We start from the raw sequence: 15,899 nt of genomic DNA, 5'->3' as shown, positions 1-15,899 counted from the left end.
GGTTTGAGGCCGTCCGGCGATTATCCGGATTTCGGGCGGCTCAGACCGCGAACACCTGGGCATCATCGGCGAAGGCCTTGAACTCCAGGGCGTTGCCGGCCGGGTCGAGTAGGAACATCGTCCACTGCTCACCGGCCTGCCCCGCGAACCGGACGTACGGCTCGATCACGAACTCCGTGCCCGCGGCACGCAGGCGTTCGGCGAGCGCCTGGAACTGCGGGACGGTGAGGATCAGGCCGAAGTGCGGCACCGGCACGTCGTGGCCGTCGACCGGGTTGTGGACGCGCTCCGGCCCGGCCGGCGCCAGGTGCGTGACGAACTGGTGGCCGTGCAGGTTCCAGTCGACCCAGGTGTCCGCGCTGCGGCCCTGCTCGAGGCCGAGGACTTCGCCGTAGAACCGCCGGGCCGCGGCCAGGTCGTCGACGGGCATCGCCAGGTGGAAGCGGGGGAGATTCATGTCTGAATGTTAACATTACGACATGAGTGCTCACGTGGCTCCGGCCCGCCGGCGCGGGCTGGCCGACGAGGTGGCCGACCGCATCCGCGACGCGATCTTCGACGGCGGGTACGCGCCGGGCAGCCAGCTGCGCGAGGTGGAGCTGGCGGGAGCGCTCGGCGTCAGCCGCGGGCCGGTCCGGGAGGCACTGCTCAAGCTGGAACGCGAAGGGCTGGTCCGCGGCGAGTGGCACCGGGGCACCACCGTCACCGCGTTGTCCGAAGTGGACGTCGCCGAGCTGGACAGCCTGCGGGCGGCGCTCGAACAGCTCGCCGTGACCTTGGTGGTGGACCGGGCGCCCGACCTGGCGGAGATCGACGCCGTCGTCGCCCGCATGGACCGGGCGGCCGACGAGCACGAGATGGTCCGCTGCGACCTCGCCTTCCACGACGCGGTCTACGCCGCCGCGGGCCACCACCGCCTGCGCGAAGCGTGGGAGGCGATCCGCTCCCAGGTGCACCTGTTCCTGCTGACGCGCATCGGCCTGGAGTCCGAGGGCTACCTCGCGGGCATCCCCGCCGAGCACCGCGAGCTCGCCGAGGCGCTGCGCGCGGGGGATCGGGACGCGGCGCTGGAGCTGTTCGCCGTGCACCGCCGACGTGCGTCCGAGGTGCTGCGCGGCTCAGAGCACTAGGTCCGCCGGGCCGCCGATCTCCCGCACCTCGCCCGTGGATTCCTGGCGCTCCAGCGGGTCCGCGTCCGGCAGCTCGCCGAACGACAGGCCGGTCAGCTCGGCGATCCGGCGCACCGGCACCTGGTACGTGCGGTATGCGCCGTAGTCGAACTCCGTCGCCGCCTCCAGGCCGCGGATGAGTTCTTCCTGGCTCAGCAGGTACGCCGTCGCCGACAGGGTGCCGTCGGCCTTCACCATCGCGACGACCTTCCAGAACTGGCGGGGCAGCTGCACTCCGCGGTACCGGTCGTCGTCGGCGGCGAGGACCGGGCCGGTCACCACGCTGACCTTGAGGTCGAAGGTGTCCGCGTTGTTCAGCACGTAGTCCTCGAGCCCGGCCCAGGTCGTCTTGTTCTGGTTGAAGTCCTTGTGCTGCGGCGAGCAGTTCGTGAAGTGGAACGTGTCGTCGTTGCCCAGCTGCGCGATCGCCTCGGTCGCGCCCCACGCCGGGTCGAGGCGGCGGACCAGGTGCCCGCGATCCAGGGGGTTGTCCCGGTAGATCTCCTCGCCGACCTGCTCGGTGACGGCGACCCGCGGGTCGAGCGACCAGTGGTCGGCTTCGCGCCGCAGCGCCCGGCTGGTGCGCCCGTCGATGTTGACCGCGGTGAACATCGCCAGCCGCCGCTCCCGGTGCATGACGACGCTGAAGTGGTGGTACGGCAGGACGTACCGCGGCTCGCCGGTGGCCTGCCGGTTGATCGCCGCCAGCGGGAGCAGCGCGTCGGACAGCCCGGGCAGCGGGACGACGTGCCCGGGCAGGAACGCCGGGTCGTACCCTTCGCGGTTCGAGTAGTCGGGGTCGATCCGCCCGGCCACCGGTTCGGCGCGCAGGCGGATGTCGAACGGCATCGAGAGCGTCAGCACCGGCGAAGCACCCGAAGCGCCGTTGCCGGCGGCCGGCTGCGCGCGCTCGGGACGGGTGGCCAGCTGGTCGAGCAGCGCCCGCTGCGCCGGCGCGAACGACTGCTCCCGCAGGAACTTCAGCAGCTTGCTGACGCGGATGCCTTCGTTGAGGTACCCGCCGTACTCCGCGTGGCCCGCCGCCGGGACGCTCGCGTGGTGCAGCGCCACGATTTCCCACTGGTCGTTGAACACCGGCGAGCCGGACGACCCGGGTTCGGTGTCGGTTTCGTAGTGCAGGAAGTCGTCGAGGACGTCGACGACCCGGTTTTCCCGCAGCGCGACCTGTTTCTTGCCGCCGCCGGGGTGCTGGACGATGGTGACGAAGTCGCCGACGATCGCCTTGCCTTCGCTGCCGATCAGCCGGTTGAACCCGAAGGGACGCAGCTCGTCCGCGGTCGCCCGCACCGCCACGAGCGCGAAATCGAGTGCCCGGTCGGCGGCGAAGAAGCGGTCCGGGTCCAGCGCGAACGCCCGCACCGGCCGGGGCAGGCCGTCGATGCCGTCCTGGTAGTCGAACTCGATGAGGCTGAACCCGGCGGCCTCGGCGTCCGGCAGCACGTGGTGGTTGGTCAGCAGCAGGTCCGGCGACACGAGCGATCCCGTGCCGTAGCCGACCAGCCGGCCTTGGGCGTTCCGGATGTTCACCCGGCCGACGGCGGCCGACGCCGTGACCCCGCCTTCGAGGTAGCCCACGCCGAGCAGGTCGTCGGTGAGCACGATGCGTTCGAGGATGGCGCCGGCGGCCGTCATCGCCGCCGGGTCCCCGGCCGCGATCGCCGCCGGGCTCACCGGCCGGACGTCGGGGTAGTAGCGGCCGAGCCGGTCGATCCGGGTCGCCACCCGGCTCGGCTCGTCGGCCTCGGCGATGCCGCCGGGCTTGCGCAGCAACGCGATCTTGGCCTGCCGCTCCCCGGTGCGCTCCGCGGCCCGCGCGGCCGCGGCCTGCTCCTGCTCGGACTGCCGGTCCGTCTTGACGTCCACGATGCCTCCCGCGCGCCGGAAACACCGCGTTAGTCGCGGTGCCCGCGGGTGCGTTACACGATTCACGGCGCGTCGCGGGGAGCTCTTTTTCACTCACGCACGCACGGGCAGCACGATCGCCGACGCGTGCGCGGGGTCGTGGTGGACCTCCTGGTCCGCGGCGCGCAGCGTGACGGCGGTGGCGTGCGGCTCGCCGGTGCCGGGATTCCGGGCGTAGCGCGGGAAAGCGCCGCTGGAGACCTGGACGCGGATGCGGTGCCCGCGCCGGAACCGATGCGCCGTCGGCCACAGCCGGACGGTGACGGCGGCGAGCTCGTCCGCGTCGCGCAGGCTGATGAGGCCGTCGCAGACGTTGACCGACCGGCCGTCCGGGCCGACGTCGCAGAGCCGGACGAAGACGTCGGCGAACCGCAGGCTGGAGCGGAACCAGATCTCCGCGTGCACGTCCCCGATCACTTCCACGTCCTCGTCGAGAACGGCCGTGGTGTAGGTGAGGACGTCGGCGCGCGCTTCGAGCGCCGCGTTGTCCACCCGGCCCGCGTCGGGCGCCATGCGCACGCCGCCGGCCGCCGGGGTCGGGTCCGCCGGGTCGTAGCGGTAGCGGTCCGGCGCGGACTCGCCGGGGACGCCCGGCGCCAGCGTGCCGCCGGCCCGCAGGTGGAACCGTTGCGGCGCATAGCCTTCCGGCGGCCAGGACGCGAAGTCCCGCCAGGCTTCCTCGCCCATGACGAACAACCGGACCGGCGCCCGCTCCGGCGGCTCCTCGCCGCGCGCGAGCGCGAGCCCGAATCCGACGGTTTCCCGGAGCGTCTCGCCCGTGCTGGCGAACAGGTTGCCCGCGTGGGTCCACGGCCCGACCGTGAGCCGCGGCCGCCGTCCGGCGTCCTGCAGGGTCCGGAAGTCGCGCAGCTGGCCGGGCAGGAAGATGTCGTACCAGCCGGCGACCGAGCTGACCGGCACGGTCACGTCCGCGACGCGATGCCGGTGGTCGATCTCCGCCCAGCGCGGGTGGTGCTCGGTGCGGGTGAGGACGTCCTGGATGTAGTCGGAGCGGTGGCCGATGGCGACGACGTCGGCCTGGGCGAGCGGCAGGGTGTTCAGCGCCCGCTCCAGCTTCTTCGCCTGAGCCCGTTGCCGGAGCAGCGCGAACGGGCGCTCTTGGACCGCGACCTGGACGCCCCAGCCGAACGGCGTCTCCAGCGAAAAGCCGTCCTCGCGCAGGAATTCCAGCGTCAACCCGGATTCGGTGACCTGGGGGACGATCGCCTTGACCTGCGGTGGCAGGTGGTCGGCCACGGCCCACTGCACGTACCCCAGGTAGCTGGGGCCGACGAGCACGATCGCGTCGCCGGACCACGGCTGGGCCACCACCCAGTCCACCGTGGCGAGACCGTCTTCGCGTTCCTGCCGCAGCGGATCGAAGACACCGCCGGAGCCGAAGCCGCCGCGGGTGCTCTGGATCAGCACCTGGAACCCGCGTTCGGCCAGGGGACGCGCCAGGATCGCCCCGAACACGCCCCGGCGGCCGTAGGGCGTGCGCACCAGCGCGGTCGGGAGCCCGGCCGCGCCCCCGCGCGGCGCCCAGTGGTCGGCGAGCAGTTCGGCGCCGTCGGGCATCGGGACGCGCAGGTCCCGCTGGACGGTGAGGCGCCGGGTGGCCGGCGCGGGCAGCTTCAGCAGGCGTTCGACGAGACGGCTGATCATCGGCCGGCCTCCTTCGTGATCATCGCGGTGACGACCGTGTGCATCCGCTGCAGCCGGCCGGCGAACTCTTCGGGGTCGAGCGGGTCCGGCCCGTCGACGACCCACGCGTTGACGACCGCCCCGGCCCCGCCGGTCAGGAAGGTGGCCAGGTCTTCGACGCTCTCGGCGTCGAGCCGCCCGCCGAACGCGCGGCCGAGGTTCTCCCGGTTGACCGGCAGGAACAGGCCGGTCAGCGCCTTGGTGAGGGCGAACGCGGACGCCCCGGTCAGCAGCGCGCGGTAGAAGCGCCGGTACCGGGCGAAGTGCCGGCCCAGCGCCAGCAGCGACGCGCGTTCGCCGTCGGGGACCGCGAGGCCGGCGAGCTCGCCGAGCAGCTCGCGCCGGACGAGGTCGAGCGCGGCCTCCAGCAGCAGCGTGTCGCGGTCGCCGAACTGCTGGTACAGCACCTGGCGGCTGACGTCCGCGGCCTCGGCGATCTCGGACACCGGGACGGCGGTGGAGTCGCGTTCGGACACGAGCTCGACCGCCGCCCGCATCAGCGCCGCGCGCGACCGGCGCACCCGCCGGTCTTTCGCCGGGGCTTCGGTGGTCCAGTCGTCGAGCACCCGTCCGATAATGGACAGGTGTCAAGAAAATGGCAAGTGTTCGCTAGCGGTGCGCTCCGGTCGGGATGCGAGGATGCGGCCATGTCTTCGACCATGCGGGCCTTCGTGCTCACCGGGCCGCGGGAGTGTTCGGTCCAGGAGGTCCCGGTGCCGCGGGCCGTGGCGGGGGAGGTCGTCGTCGAGGTCGAACGCGCCGGGGTGTGCGGTACCGACGTCGAGTTCTTCACCGGCGCCATGGCCTACCTCCACCAGGGGCACTCCGCCTACCCGATGCGGCTCGGCCACGAGTGGGCGGGCACCGTCACGGAGGTGGGGGAGGGCGTGGACCCGGCCTGGCTCGGCCGCCGGGTCATGGGCGACACCATGCTCGGCGACCGGACCTGCCGCCGGTGCCGCCGCGGGCACCAGCACACCTGCGAACGCCGTCAGGAAGTCGGCATCCGGGGCGGCCGGGCGGGGGCGCTGGCCGAACGGCTCGCCGTTCCCGCGTGGTCGCTGCACGCCCTGTCCGACCCGGTGGACGCCGTGCTCGGCGCGCTGGTCGAACCGGGTGGCAACGCCCTGCGCGCGGCCCGCGCGACCGGGGCCGGCGCGGGAGACCGGGCGCTGGTGCTGGGACCGGGGACGATCGGGCTGCTCACCGCGATGTTCCTGCGTGCGGCGGGCGCCGAAGTGCACCTGCTGGGCGTCGATTCCCTCGACTTCGCCCGCGGCCTGGGCTTCGCGAACACCTGGACCCGGGAAACGCTGCCCGGCTCGCCCTTCGACGCGGTCGTCGACGCGACCGGCGCCGCCGGTTCACCCGCGCTGGCGGTGGAGCTGGTGGAGCCCGCCGGCCGGGTCGTCTACATCGGACTGTCCGGGCAGCCCAGCTCCCTCGACACCCGCGCGCTGGTGCTGAAGGACGTCACGGCGGTCGGTGTCCTGTCCGGGTCGCCGGGCCTGGCCGAGACGATCGCGGCGTACGCGAGCGGCGCCGTCGACCCGCGCCCGCTGGTCGCGGCCACCGTGGGCCTCGGTGACGTCGGAGCGGTGCTCGCGGGCGAGCGGATCGGCGGCGCGGGCCCGAAAGTCCACATCGACCCGCGCCGCTGAGGCGCTCAGAGCTGCTCGAAGAACCCCAGCAGCGCCGCGGTCACTTCGGCCGGGCGTTCCATCTGGACCCAGTGCCCGGCGTCCGGGACGTCGACGACGCCACGCAGGTCGGCCGCGGCTTCGGCGATGCGGCTGCTGTCGGTGAAGGCGCGGGTGAGGTCGCCGTCGCCGCACAGGTAGAAGGCCGGCCGGGTGATCGGCGTGCCGCGCCACGCGGCCAGGAGCTCCCAGTTGCGGTCGATGTTGCGGTACCAGTTGAGCCCGCCGGTGAACCCGGAGCGGCCGAACGCCTCGACGGCCGCGTCGACGTCGTCCTCGCTCAGCCAGGCCGGCAGCGTGGCCGGCTCGGTGAAGCGGTCGAGGAAGCCTTCGCCGTCCCGCACGACCGGGGCTTCCGCGGCCCCGCCGAGCAGCTTGCGGAACGTCGTGCGCAGGTCGGCGCCGAACTCGGCCTCGGCGACGCCGGGGCGCTGGAAGTAGATCTGGTAGAAGCCGTCGCCGAACCGCTCGCGCAGCAGGCTCAGCGGCGGCGCGGGGGCCCGGAGGGTGGGCGGCACGCTGAGGCCGGCGACGCCGCGGACCACGTCCGGGCGCAGCAGCGCGGTGTGCCACGCGACGGGCGCGCCCCAGTCGTGACCCACCGCGATCGCCTCCCGCTCGCCGAGCGCGTGGATCAGCCCGACGACGTCGCCGACGAGGTGCAGGAGCGTGTACTGGCTCGCGTCCGCAGGGCAGTCGGTGCCGCCGTAGCCGCGCAGGTCGGGCGCCACGACGTGGTAGCCCGCGCCGGCCAGCGGGCCCATCTGGTGCCGCCACGAGTGCGCCGTCTCCGGCCACCCGTGCAGCAGCAGCACGAGCGGGCCGGTGCCCTGCTCGGCGATCTGCATGCGGAGCCCGCCGACCTCGACGGTCCGGTGCGTGAGCATTCGTTTCCCCTGTTCGCCGTGTCCACTCCGGACCGTACGGCAGGACGCCGGGGCAGGCCGCCCGCCGGCGTCCTTTCCGCAGATCACCGAACCGGTGCTGTGACAGGGTTCTCAGGCGCTCGGCGAGGCGAGCGTCGTCGGCCGGGTGCGCCCGCGCAGGGTGACGTCCCCGGTCGCCGTCCACCGTGCGGCTTCCGGCTCGGCCGCGGCCTGGACCGCCGTCCAGGAGGCCAGCAGGCGGCCGGGAGCGTTCTTGGCCAGCTCGGTCAGGCGGGCGGCTTCGTTGACCGGGTCGCCGATCACCGTGTACTCGAAGCGGCGTGGGTCGCCGACGTTCCCGGCGACCGCGTCCCCGGTGGCCACCCCGATACCGGCCGGGCCGTCCGGCACCTCGGCGGCCAGCCGGCGGGCGATCGCGCGGCCGGCGGCCAGCGCGCAGGCGGCGTGGTCGTCCAGCGGCGCGGGGGCGCCGAAGACGGCCAGCGCGGCGTCGCCGACGAACTTGTTGACCAGGCCGTGGTGCCGGTCGACCTCGTCGACCACCACCGCGAAGAACCGGTTGAGCAGCCCGACGACCTCTTCCGGCGGGCGGCTCGCGGCCAGCGCCGTCGACCCGACGAGGTCGACGAACAGCACCGAGACCGTGCGGACCGTGCCGCCCAGCTCGGCGGGTGTGCGCATGGCCTCGACCGCGACCTCGTGGCCGACGTGCTTGCCGAACAGGTCGCGCAGCCGTTCGCGTTCGGCGAGCCCCGCCGTCATGTCGTTGAACCCGGCCTGCAGCAGCCCCAGTTCGGTGCCGTCGTAAACCGGGATTTCGACGCTGAAGTCCCCGGCGCGGACGCGCCCGAGCGCGTGGCGGACCGAGGAGATCGGGTTCACCACCGAGCGGGCGGTGAACACGGTGACCAGCAGCCCGAAGCACAGCACGACCAGCCCGAGCGCGATCACCGACACGGCGAGCTTCGTGGTGGAGACGTCGCCGCGCACCCAGGCCAGCGCCGCGGTGACCACCAGCCCGGCCACCGGCACCCCGGTCCCGAGGCACCAGAACAGCAGCATCCGCCGGTTGACGCCGCCGTTGGCCGGCCGCGGCGGCGTGGTGCCCGTCAGCGCCAGTGCCGCGTACGGCCGCAGGGCGAACTCGCCGAACAGGTAGGCGATCGCGCAGACGACGACCGCGGCGAAGGCGACGACGAGGAACGCGGTGAGCGCGACCGCCGGCTGCAATGCCGCGGCGAGACCGCCGAAGACGAGCATCGCGACACCCCACAACACAGCTTGCATGCGCGTCAGCCGCATCGGGACACCCAGGCTCGCGGCGCGTTCGGCGTCGGTCGGCCGGCGTCCGTCGGCCGCCCAGCGCAGCGTCCGGAGGGCGCCGCGGGTGCCCCACAGCGTGCCGGCGACGACCGCCGACACGACGTACACGGGTACTGCGACCGTGGTGACGCGGACGAGCTCGCCGGACATCCCGGGCGCCGGCATGAGCAGGGCCGCGAGGCCGGCCACGATCAGCGCGCCGATCACGTTGGTGGCGATCAAAGCGGCCGTGAGCAGGCGTTGGACACGCCGGCGCAACGCGGTGGCGTGCTGGTCGAGCGGCCCGAGCAGGCCGGAGCCGAACGGCTCCGCGGGGGAGCGTCCTGAGGTCACGATTTGAGTGTACGGTCGTTCACTGAAATGACCGGAGGCGGGTTCCGCAAGTATGTGTTACGGTTGGTAACAGTGAACTTGGGTAACACCTGACGAGGAGGTCGGTCGTGACGAGCATCAGCGAATCGGGCGTGTCGGACCGGGAGACCGTGGCGCGGCGGCTGCTCGACTCGTCGGAGCAGCTGTCGTACGACCCGGTCAAGGAGGTCGACTGGGAGACGCCGCTGGACACGGACTACCACGGCGCGAGTCCGGAGTGGAGCACGCTTTACGGCACCTCCTACTGGGCGGACATGACGCCGGAGCAGCAGCGCGAGCTGACCCGCCAGGAGGCGGCGTCGGTGGCCAGCACCGGGATCTGGTTCGAAATGATCCTGCAGCAGATGGTCCTGCGCGACTTCTACGCCAAGGACCCCACCGATCCGGCGTTCCAGTGGGCGCTGACCGAGATCGCCGACGAGTGCCGCCACTCGATCATGTTCGCCCGCGGCGCGGCGAAGCTGCGGGCGCCCGCCTACCGGCCGCGCCGGTTCGTCGTCGAGCTGGGCCGCGTCTTCAAAGCCACCGCGACCGGCGAAGCCGCCTACGCGGCGATCCTCGTGGCCGAAGAGGTCCTCGACGTCATGCAACGCGACTGGATGCGCGACGAGCGGGTGGCCCCGTTCGTGCGGACCATCAACAACATCCACGTCGTGGAGGAGTCGCGGCACATGAAGTTCGCCCGCGAAGAGACCCGCGAGCGGCTGCGCGGCGCCGGGTGGCTGCGGCGGCAGATCAACGGCCTGGTCGTCGCGATCGCGTCGTACTTCATCGTGACGAGCATGGTGAACGGCAAGGTCTACGAAAACGCCGGGCTCGACGGCAAGCGGGCGCGGCGCGAGGCGAAGGCGAACGAGCACCACAAGTCGATGCTGCGCTCGAGCTGTTCCGGGCTGATGGAGTTCCTGCACTCGGCGGGGCTGCTGACCAAGCCGTCGCTGTGGTTCTACAAACGAGCGAACCTGATCTGACATGGCCTTCGCGATCACGCAGACCTGCTGCACCGACGCGTCCTGCGTGTCGGTGTGCCCGGTCAACTGCATCCACCCGACGCCGGACGAGCCCGCCTTCGGGACCACGGACCTGCTCTACATCGACCCGGACACCTGCATCGACTGCGGTGCCTGCGCCGACGCCTGCCCGGTCGACGCGATCTTCCCGGCCGGGGAGCTGACCGGGCCGCTGCGGGCGTACGAGGAGATCAACGCGGAGTACTACGCGGGGCGGGACGTGCTGGCCGAGGTTTCGGCCGCGCCGAACTTCCACCGGTGGTCCCCGCCGTCGTTCGCGCGGGTGCTGCCGAGCGACTTCGCGCCGCTGGACGTCGCGGTCGTCGGGACCGGCCCGGCGGGGATGTACGCGGTGGAGGACCTGCTGCTGCACACGAACGCCCGCGTGACGCTGATCGACCGCCTGCCGGTGGCCGGCGGCCTGATCCGCTACGGCGTCGCGCCGGATCACCCCTCGACGAAGAAGATCGGCGAGACGTTCGCGCGGTTCCACGACCACCCGCGGCTGCGCCTGCGGCTCGGGGTCACGGCCGGCCCCGACCTGGCGGATCGCCACGACGCGGTGATCTACGCGGTCGGGGCGACGGAGCCCCGGCGCCTCGGCATCCCGGGCGAGGACCTGCCCGGCAGCTGGCCGGCCGCGACGGTGGTCGGCTGGTACAACGGCCACCCGGAGGTGACGCCGCCGGACCTTTCCACCGAGCGGGTCGTCGTGGTGGGCGCGGGCAACGTGGCCCTGGACATCGCCCGGATCCTCACCGCCGACCCGGACGCGCCGTCGAGCACGTCGATCGCGCCGGACGCGCTGGCGCGGTTGCGGTCGTCGAAGGTCCGCGAGGTGGTGCTGCTGGCCCGCCGCGGCCCGGAGACGGCCGCGTACACGCGCCCGGAGCTGCTGGCCCTGGCCGCGCGGGGCGGCTTGGTGGTGGAGGAGGACGCGCGCGTGGCGGAGGCGATCGACGGCGCGGCGCCGGGGGAGAAGGCGGCGTGGCTGCGGGGCGTGCCGCGGGAGCGGGTGGACTGGTCCTCGCCGCCGTCGGCGGAGGGCCGCCGGATCGTGCTGCGGTTCCACTCGGCGCCGGTGGCGTTCGAGGGTGACACGGAGGTCCGCGCCGTGCGCACGTCGGACGGCGCGGAGATCCCGGCGGGCCGCGTGATCCGGGCGGCGGGGTTCCGCGGGGCGCCGGTGCCGGGGCTGCCGTTCGACGACGAGGCGGGGATCGTGCCGAACACGGCGGGCCGGGTTCCGGGGCGGCCGGGCGTGTACGTGGCGGGGTGGATCAAGCGCGGGCCGTCGGGCGGGATCGGCGCGAACAAGGCCTGCGCGAGGGAGACGGTGGGATCACTCCTGGAGGACGCGGTGGCCGGGCGCCTGCCGGTGCGGCGGAAAGCGAAGCTGTTCGGCCGCGCCTGAACGGTTGCCGATGCAGTGAATGACTCATTCCTGGCGTCGGACGCCAGGAATGAGTCATTCATGACGGGGAGGGAGCGGGGCTAGCGGCACCAGTGCGGGCCGGTCGTCCAGCCCAGCAGCCGCCGTCCCGGACCGTCCGGCAGCGTGCCGTCCGGTGCGAACCGCGCGCCCGACACGACCGCGGCCAAGCCGGTCACCGCCGGGCCGAACCGATCCCGCAACCCGGCCTGCGCCACCAGCTCGTCCAGCCGGGCCACCGCCGTCCGCTGCTCCTCCTCCGCGCAGAAGCTCAGGAAGAAGATCGCCTGCCGCCACGCGTACGCGATGTTCTTGAGCAGCTGCCGATTCCACGTGCGCTGTCCCGCCAGGCGGCGCACCACCCACGTGAAGACCTGCGCGGCCGGCTCGAGACCCAGGCGCGACCGCAGCTCCAGCGTCTCCGTCAGCACCGCCAGGTTGTGCGTCGTGAGGATCTGGCTCTGCTCGATCACCATCCCGTTGCCCGCCACCGACCGCCGTCGCCGTCCGGCGCGGGCCTCGCAGACCGCCGTGAAGTCGTCCGCCGTGCGGCGCAGCAGCCTGCGCGGTGGGGCCGGCCACTCGTCCGGCAGGTCGTAGTAGCGGGCGTACAGCGTGCCCGCCATGCTGCGGCTGGTCGCGGCCGCCGCCGTGCGCCACTTCTCGGTGAACGTGCCCACGAAGATGTCGGCCGCCAGTTCCTCCAGCAGCGGCATCGGCAGCCCCGCCTGCTTCGCCAGCGCGCCGAGCTCGCGCACCAGCGGGTTCGGCAGGATCGCCTGGGGGAACGAGCCGAGGGCCAGCAGCACCGTCTGCGTCAGCGTCTGCCGCGCGGTCCTCGCGACGTCGGGACGCCGGGCCCGGAACGGCTCCAGGGCGCGGATCCACGGCAGCTCTTCGAGCCGGACCTGGTGCTCGAGGTCGAACAGCAGCAGCCCGCGGCGACGGCGGAAGGCCGCGTACGTCTGCGCGTACAGCGCTGCCAGCCGCTCGTCCTCGACGTTCGCCGCCATCAGCTGCGCGGTGATCTGCGGCAGCACCGCCGCCAGGACGTCGCCCGAGGGGATCACGCCGCGCGCGACCAGTTCCTCGACCGGCGCCTCCAGCGCGCGCGCCACCTTCGCGACCAGGTGCGGCGGGACGGCGTTCGCCTCGACGACCGGGTCGAGCGCCGGGAGGCCGCCGTCGCCGGGGTAGGCGTCGAGCCGCCCGGCCAGGACGGCCGCGAGTTCGGCGTGCGTCGGGCGCGCGGCCACCGCGGCCTGCACCGCCCGCAGGGCCGCCCGCCGCTCCGAACCCGGCTCGCCGTGCTTGGTGATCGTGTTGGCCAGCGCCCGGCGGATCCAGCCGACGTCGCGCCCGGTGAGCCGCACGCTCGCGAACTGGCAGAGCGCCAGTGCCCGGTACAGCCGCGCGAAGTTGCCCTTCGGCTGCCGGTGGGCGGTCGAAGCCCGGTGCCGCGCGCACGCCGTCGCGTAGTCCGCGAGCCACTGCGCCCGCCGCGACCCCCACCCCTCGGGCCAGGTCCGGCACGGCCAGCCACCGGTGACGCCGTCCTCGGTCAGCCGCGGCAGGTCGCCCTCGACCGTTTCCGCCCAGAGGGCGACCAGCCGGTCGTACAGCGGGTGCCACACCCGCAGCGTCTCCAGCATCGCCGCGATCGCGGGCCGGGTCGTCGCCGACCGCAGCGTCTCGCGCACCTCGCCGACCGTGGCCAGCCGCACCAGCGCGCCCGGCGGCCGCGGTGCCGCGCCGGGCAGCGGGGCCAGGCGCAGCCGGTGCAGCAGCGGCCGCAGCTCGGCGACCAGGTCGAGGGCGGCCTCGGCGTGCCCGTGGTCGAGCAGCCAGGCGACCACCGGGAGCGCGGCGTCCTCCGGGACCTGCACCCGGTAGGCCTCCGTGCCCAATGCCGTGCGGAGGACGGCGAGCCCGGCGTCGGTGAGGTACCCGAGGTTGACGCGCTCGCGGTCGGTGGTGCCCGGAGTTCCGCTCGGCACGGCGGCGAGTTCCTCCGGCCGTACCGGAACTTCGGCGAGGTACCGGCCGGTGGCGAACCCGCCGTGCGCGACTTCGAGGGTCACCCAGGCCGGGGTGTCCGCCACCGGGGTCCGCGAGCCGATGTCCAGTGTCCCGCCGGCCATGCCGGCGAGCACCGCCCGCCACCGCGCGGCCTTGGCGTGGGCGCGGCGGCGGACCGCGGCGTCCGTTGTGGACGAAGCGGTGCGCAGCGCGCGTTCCAGCTGCCCGTAGGCGTAACCGGGTGACGCCTCCTGTGCCATGTGGACTCCCCCTGGTGGAACCGAGACTTGGAGGCAGGAATCGAACCTGCGCCTTCCCGGGGAACAGCCGGGTGTTCTGCCTGCTGAACTACTCCAAGCTGCGGGGGACATGGAGGCGGGACTCGAACCCGCGCCCCCCGGTCCGAGCCGGGCGATCTGCCGCTGATCCACTCCATGCGATTCCCGCACCGGAAAGGGTAAGCCGCGGTGGGGGCGCGGGGCGACCGACTTTCCGGGCCGTCGCCGGGCTCGCCGGGGCCGCCGTCCGGGGTTACGATGAATCTGAATCAAAGTCAGATTCAGGTTGGGGAGCGGATGACCGAGAGCCGGCTGCGCCGGGTGCCGCGCCAGGCGCGGTCGCGCGAGAAGGTCGCCAAGGTGCTCGCGGCCGCCGATCGCCTGCTCGGCGAAGAAGGCGTCGAAGCGCTGACGACGACCCGCGTCGCCGCCGAGGCCGGCGTCTCGGTGGGCGCCCTGTACCAGTACCTGCCGGATCGCGACGCCATCACCGAGGCGCTGGGCGAGCTCTACCTCGCCCGCCTGGAAGAGCTGATGGACTCCTTCGCCGAGCAGGCGGCGCGGGAGGAGTGGACCGATCCGGTCGGCCTGCTCGTCGACGCCTTCGCCGGGCTCTACCGCGCCGAACCCGGGTTCCGCGCGCTGTGGTTCGGCCGCGGCCTCACCGACGGAACCCGGGAAGCCGACCTCGCGCACAAGCGCGTGATGGCCACCGGCGTGCACCGCATCCTCGTCGCGCAGCACCTGCTGTACGACGACTACGAGGCCGCCGTGGCGTGCCGCACGGCGTTCCTCGCCGCCGATGCCGTGATCCAGGAGGCGTTCCGCGGCGACGGCTCCCCGGAACTCCTGGAGCCGGTCAAGACGATGCTGCGTGCGTACCTCGGGCAGCAGCCCCGGCCGTAGCGACGAGGAATTCCTCGCCTCGCACGACGCGGAGCCCGTCGGCGGGGTCCGCGAAGTACCGCGAATCCAGCTCGGCGCCCGAGACGTGCACCGCGTCCCGGAACCCGGCCTCGCGGGCCATCGTCAGCATTTCCGCCGGGGAGAAGGAACTGACGAACGGCGTCCCCGCCGCCTCCGCGCGCCGGGCGGTGGCCAGGTGGCGGGCGCGCTCGCCCTCGTCGAGGAGGCCGGCCGGCAGCATGAACGTCATCGCCAGCGTGGTGCCGGGGGCGAACCCGGCGATCCGGCGCAGCGTGGCCGCGTTCGCCTCCTTCGACAGGTACATGCTGACTCCGGTGGACGCCACGACCGCCGGTTCGTCCGGGGCGAAGCCCGCGGCGGCGAGCCGGTCCCACCACGGCGTCGTCTCGAAGTCGACCGGCACGAAGTGCAGCCAGTCCGGCACGCCGAGGCCGAGTTCGGCCAGCCGGGCGCGTTTCCAGGCCTGCGGGCCCGGCTGGTCCACTTCGAACACGCGCAGGCGGGACGCGATTTCCGGGCGCCGCTGGGCGAAGGTGTCCAGCCCGGCCCCGAGGATGACGTACTGGCCGACGCCCCGGGCGGCCTGCTCGGCGACCAGGTCCTCGACGAACCGGGCCCGGGCCACGATGCCGGCCCGGTAGCGGCCGGCGGTGGCCGGGTCCATGTCGTCGCGCTGCCGCCACCCCGCACCCGGGCCGGCCAGCCGCAGGCCGAGCTCGTCGGCGAAGACGTGCGGCGGCGGATCGACGGCGACGTGCAGGGCCCGCCACAACGCGGTCCGCACCGCCGTGCTGTCCGGCGCGGCCACCGTCAGGCCTTCCCCGGCGCCGACAGCGTCCACGTCCGCCCGTCGGGATCGCGGACGGTCATTTCCCTGGTGCCGTAATGGGTTTCCTCGAACGGGGTGACGACTTCGACGACGTCGTCGGCCTCGAACTTGTCGGCGTCCGGGACCTTGAACACGATCTGCGTCCGTGGCTCCTGGCTCTCGGGGACCTCGGCGATGAACAGCCACGGGCCGTCGCCGTTGCGCAGCTGCCCGGAGTTGTGGTCGGTCGCGAAGTCGATTTCGTACCCCAGGGCCTGGAAGAACTTGGCCGCCTTGCCCCAGTTGTGCGTTTCCAGGTACATCGCCTCGATGCCCTCGGTCGTCAT

The 15,899-nt window shown here is 73.3% G+C and carries 14 protein-coding genes and 2 tRNA genes; 5 read left to right on the top strand and 11 right to left on the bottom strand.

Annotation, left to right across the window (positions count from 1 at the left end):
* Positions 1–40: 40 nt before the first annotated feature.
* Complete coding sequence (locus tag IE317_RS04110) at positions 41–457, bottom strand: VOC family protein (RefSeq protein ID WP_191306674.1); 417 nt, start codon at positions 455–457, stop codon at positions 41–43.
* A gap of 22 nt (positions 458–479) precedes the next feature.
* On the opposite strand from IE317_RS04110, the gene IE317_RS04105 reads away from it, so the two are divergent.
* A complete protein-coding gene (locus IE317_RS04105) occupies positions 480–1,130 on the top strand; it encodes a GntR family transcriptional regulator (RefSeq protein ID WP_191306673.1) in 651 nt (216 codons plus the stop codon).
* Here IE317_RS04105 and IE317_RS04100 read toward each other — a convergent pair.
* The 3 genes from IE317_RS04100 to IE317_RS04090 all read right to left on the bottom strand — a co-directional run bounded on the left by IE317_RS04100 (position 1,119) and on the right by IE317_RS04090 (position 5,362).
* A complete protein-coding gene (locus IE317_RS04100; RefSeq protein WP_191306672.1) occupies positions 1,119–3,053 on the bottom strand; it encodes a DNA/RNA non-specific endonuclease in 1,935 nt (644 codons plus the stop codon). The genes IE317_RS04105 and IE317_RS04100 overlap by 12 nt on opposite strands.
* 93 nt (positions 3,054–3,146) lie before the next feature.
* Complete coding sequence (locus IE317_RS04095) at positions 3,147–4,757, bottom strand: CocE/NonD family hydrolase (protein ID WP_191306671.1); 1,611 nt, start codon at positions 4,755–4,757, stop codon at positions 3,147–3,149.
* Positions 4,754–5,362 (bottom strand): TetR/AcrR family transcriptional regulator, encoded by a 609-nt coding sequence (locus tag IE317_RS04090; protein ID WP_191306670.1) that lies wholly within the window; start codon positions 5,360–5,362, stop codon positions 4,754–4,756. Before IE317_RS04090 ends, IE317_RS04095 begins: the two co-directional genes overlap by 4 nt.
* Positions 5,363–5,443: 81 nt before the next feature.
* Here IE317_RS04090 and IE317_RS04085 point away from each other — a divergent pair, with 81 nt between their 5' ends.
* Positions 5,444–6,457 carry a zinc-dependent alcohol dehydrogenase gene (locus IE317_RS04085; protein ID WP_191306669.1) on the top strand — a complete coding sequence of 338 codons (1,014 nt, stop codon included), beginning with the start codon at positions 5,444–5,446 and terminating at the stop codon, positions 6,455–6,457.
* Between the two features lie 5 nt (positions 6,458–6,462).
* On the opposite strand, the gene IE317_RS04080 is transcribed toward IE317_RS04085, so the two are convergent.
* Entirely contained in the window at positions 6,463–7,383 is a 921-nt protein-coding gene (locus tag IE317_RS04080; protein ID WP_191306668.1) for an alpha/beta fold hydrolase, read from the bottom strand.
* A gap of 111 nt (positions 7,384–7,494) precedes the next feature.
* Positions 7,495–9,039, bottom strand: coding sequence for an adenylate/guanylate cyclase domain-containing protein (locus IE317_RS04075; protein WP_191306667.1), 1,545 nt, complete (start codon positions 9,037–9,039; stop codon positions 7,495–7,497).
* Between the two features lie 107 nt (positions 9,040–9,146).
* Here IE317_RS04075 and IE317_RS04070 point away from each other — a divergent pair, with 107 nt between their 5' ends.
* Positions 9,147–10,049 (top strand): AurF N-oxygenase family protein, encoded by a 903-nt coding sequence (locus tag IE317_RS04070; protein ID WP_191306666.1) that lies wholly within the window; start codon positions 9,147–9,149, stop codon positions 10,047–10,049.
* 1 nt (position 10,050) lies between these two features.
* Positions 10,051–11,502, top strand: a complete 1,452-nt coding sequence (locus IE317_RS04065) for an FAD-dependent oxidoreductase (protein WP_191306665.1) — start codon at positions 10,051–10,053, stop codon at positions 11,500–11,502.
* 80 nt (positions 11,503–11,582) lie between these two features.
* On the opposite strand, the gene IE317_RS04060 is transcribed toward IE317_RS04065, so the two are convergent.
* From IE317_RS04060 to IE317_RS04050, 3 genes are all read right to left on the bottom strand, one after another.
* Positions 11,583–13,799 (bottom strand): hypothetical protein, encoded by a 2,217-nt coding sequence (locus IE317_RS04060; RefSeq protein ID WP_191306664.1) that lies wholly within the window; start codon positions 13,797–13,799, stop codon positions 11,583–11,585.
* A gap of 25 nt (positions 13,800–13,824) precedes the next feature.
* Positions 13,825–13,897: transfer RNA gene (locus IE317_RS04055), tRNA-Asn, on the bottom strand.
* 9 nt (positions 13,898–13,906) lie between these two features.
* Positions 13,907–13,976, bottom strand: a tRNA-OTHER gene (locus IE317_RS04050).
* 138 nt (positions 13,977–14,114) lie between these two features.
* Here IE317_RS04050 and IE317_RS04045 point away from each other — a divergent pair.
* Positions 14,115–14,723: a TetR/AcrR family transcriptional regulator gene (locus IE317_RS04045; protein WP_191306663.1), complete on the top strand. Its 609-nt coding sequence runs from the start codon at positions 14,115–14,117 to the stop codon at positions 14,721–14,723.
* Here IE317_RS04045 and IE317_RS04040 read toward each other — a convergent pair.
* A complete protein-coding gene (locus IE317_RS04040; RefSeq protein WP_191306806.1) occupies positions 14,677–15,552 on the bottom strand; it encodes a class I SAM-dependent methyltransferase in 876 nt (291 codons plus the stop codon). The two genes, IE317_RS04045 and IE317_RS04040, sit on opposite strands and share 47 nt — an antisense overlap.
* Positions 15,553–15,554: 2 nt before the next feature.
* Positions 15,555–15,899, bottom strand: a complete 345-nt coding sequence (locus tag IE317_RS04035; RefSeq protein WP_191306662.1) for a VOC family protein — start codon at positions 15,897–15,899, stop codon at positions 15,555–15,557.

The sequence above is a fragment of the Amycolatopsis bullii genome (assembly GCF_014654205.1).
Taxonomy (GTDB): Bacteria; Actinomycetota; Actinomycetes; order Mycobacteriales; family Pseudonocardiaceae; genus Amycolatopsis; species Amycolatopsis plumensis.
Note: the sequence above shows the minus strand (reverse complement) of the source record. Positions and strands in the feature narration are given on the sequence as shown.

Coding starts and splice junctions, on each gene's coding strand:
- IE317_RS04110 (WP_191306674.1), bottom strand. CDS start 457: ATGAATCTCCCCCGCTTCCACCTGGCGATGCCCGTCGACGACCTGGCC.
- IE317_RS04105 (WP_191306673.1), top strand. CDS start 480: ATGAGTGCTCACGTGGCTCCGGCCCGCCGGCGCGGGCTGGCCGACGAG.
- IE317_RS04095 (WP_191306671.1), bottom strand. CDS start 4,757: ATGATCAGCCGTCTCGTCGAACGCCTGCTGAAGCTGCCCGCGCCGGCC.
- IE317_RS04085 (WP_191306669.1), top strand. CDS start 5,444: ATGTCTTCGACCATGCGGGCCTTCGTGCTCACCGGGCCGCGGGAGTGT.
- IE317_RS04080 (WP_191306668.1), bottom strand. CDS start 7,383: ATGCTCACGCACCGGACCGTCGAGGTCGGCGGGCTCCGCATGCAGATC.
- IE317_RS04065 (WP_191306665.1), top strand. CDS start 10,051: ATGGCCTTCGCGATCACGCAGACCTGCTGCACCGACGCGTCCTGCGTG.
- IE317_RS04060 (WP_191306664.1), bottom strand. CDS start 13,799: ATGGCACAGGAGGCGTCACCCGGTTACGCCTACGGGCAGCTGGAACGC.
- IE317_RS04045 (WP_191306663.1), top strand. CDS start 14,115: ATGACCGAGAGCCGGCTGCGCCGGGTGCCGCGCCAGGCGCGGTCGCGC.
- IE317_RS04035 (WP_191306662.1), bottom strand. CDS start 15,899: ATGACGACCGAGGGCATCGAGGCGATGTACCTGGAAACGCACAACTGG.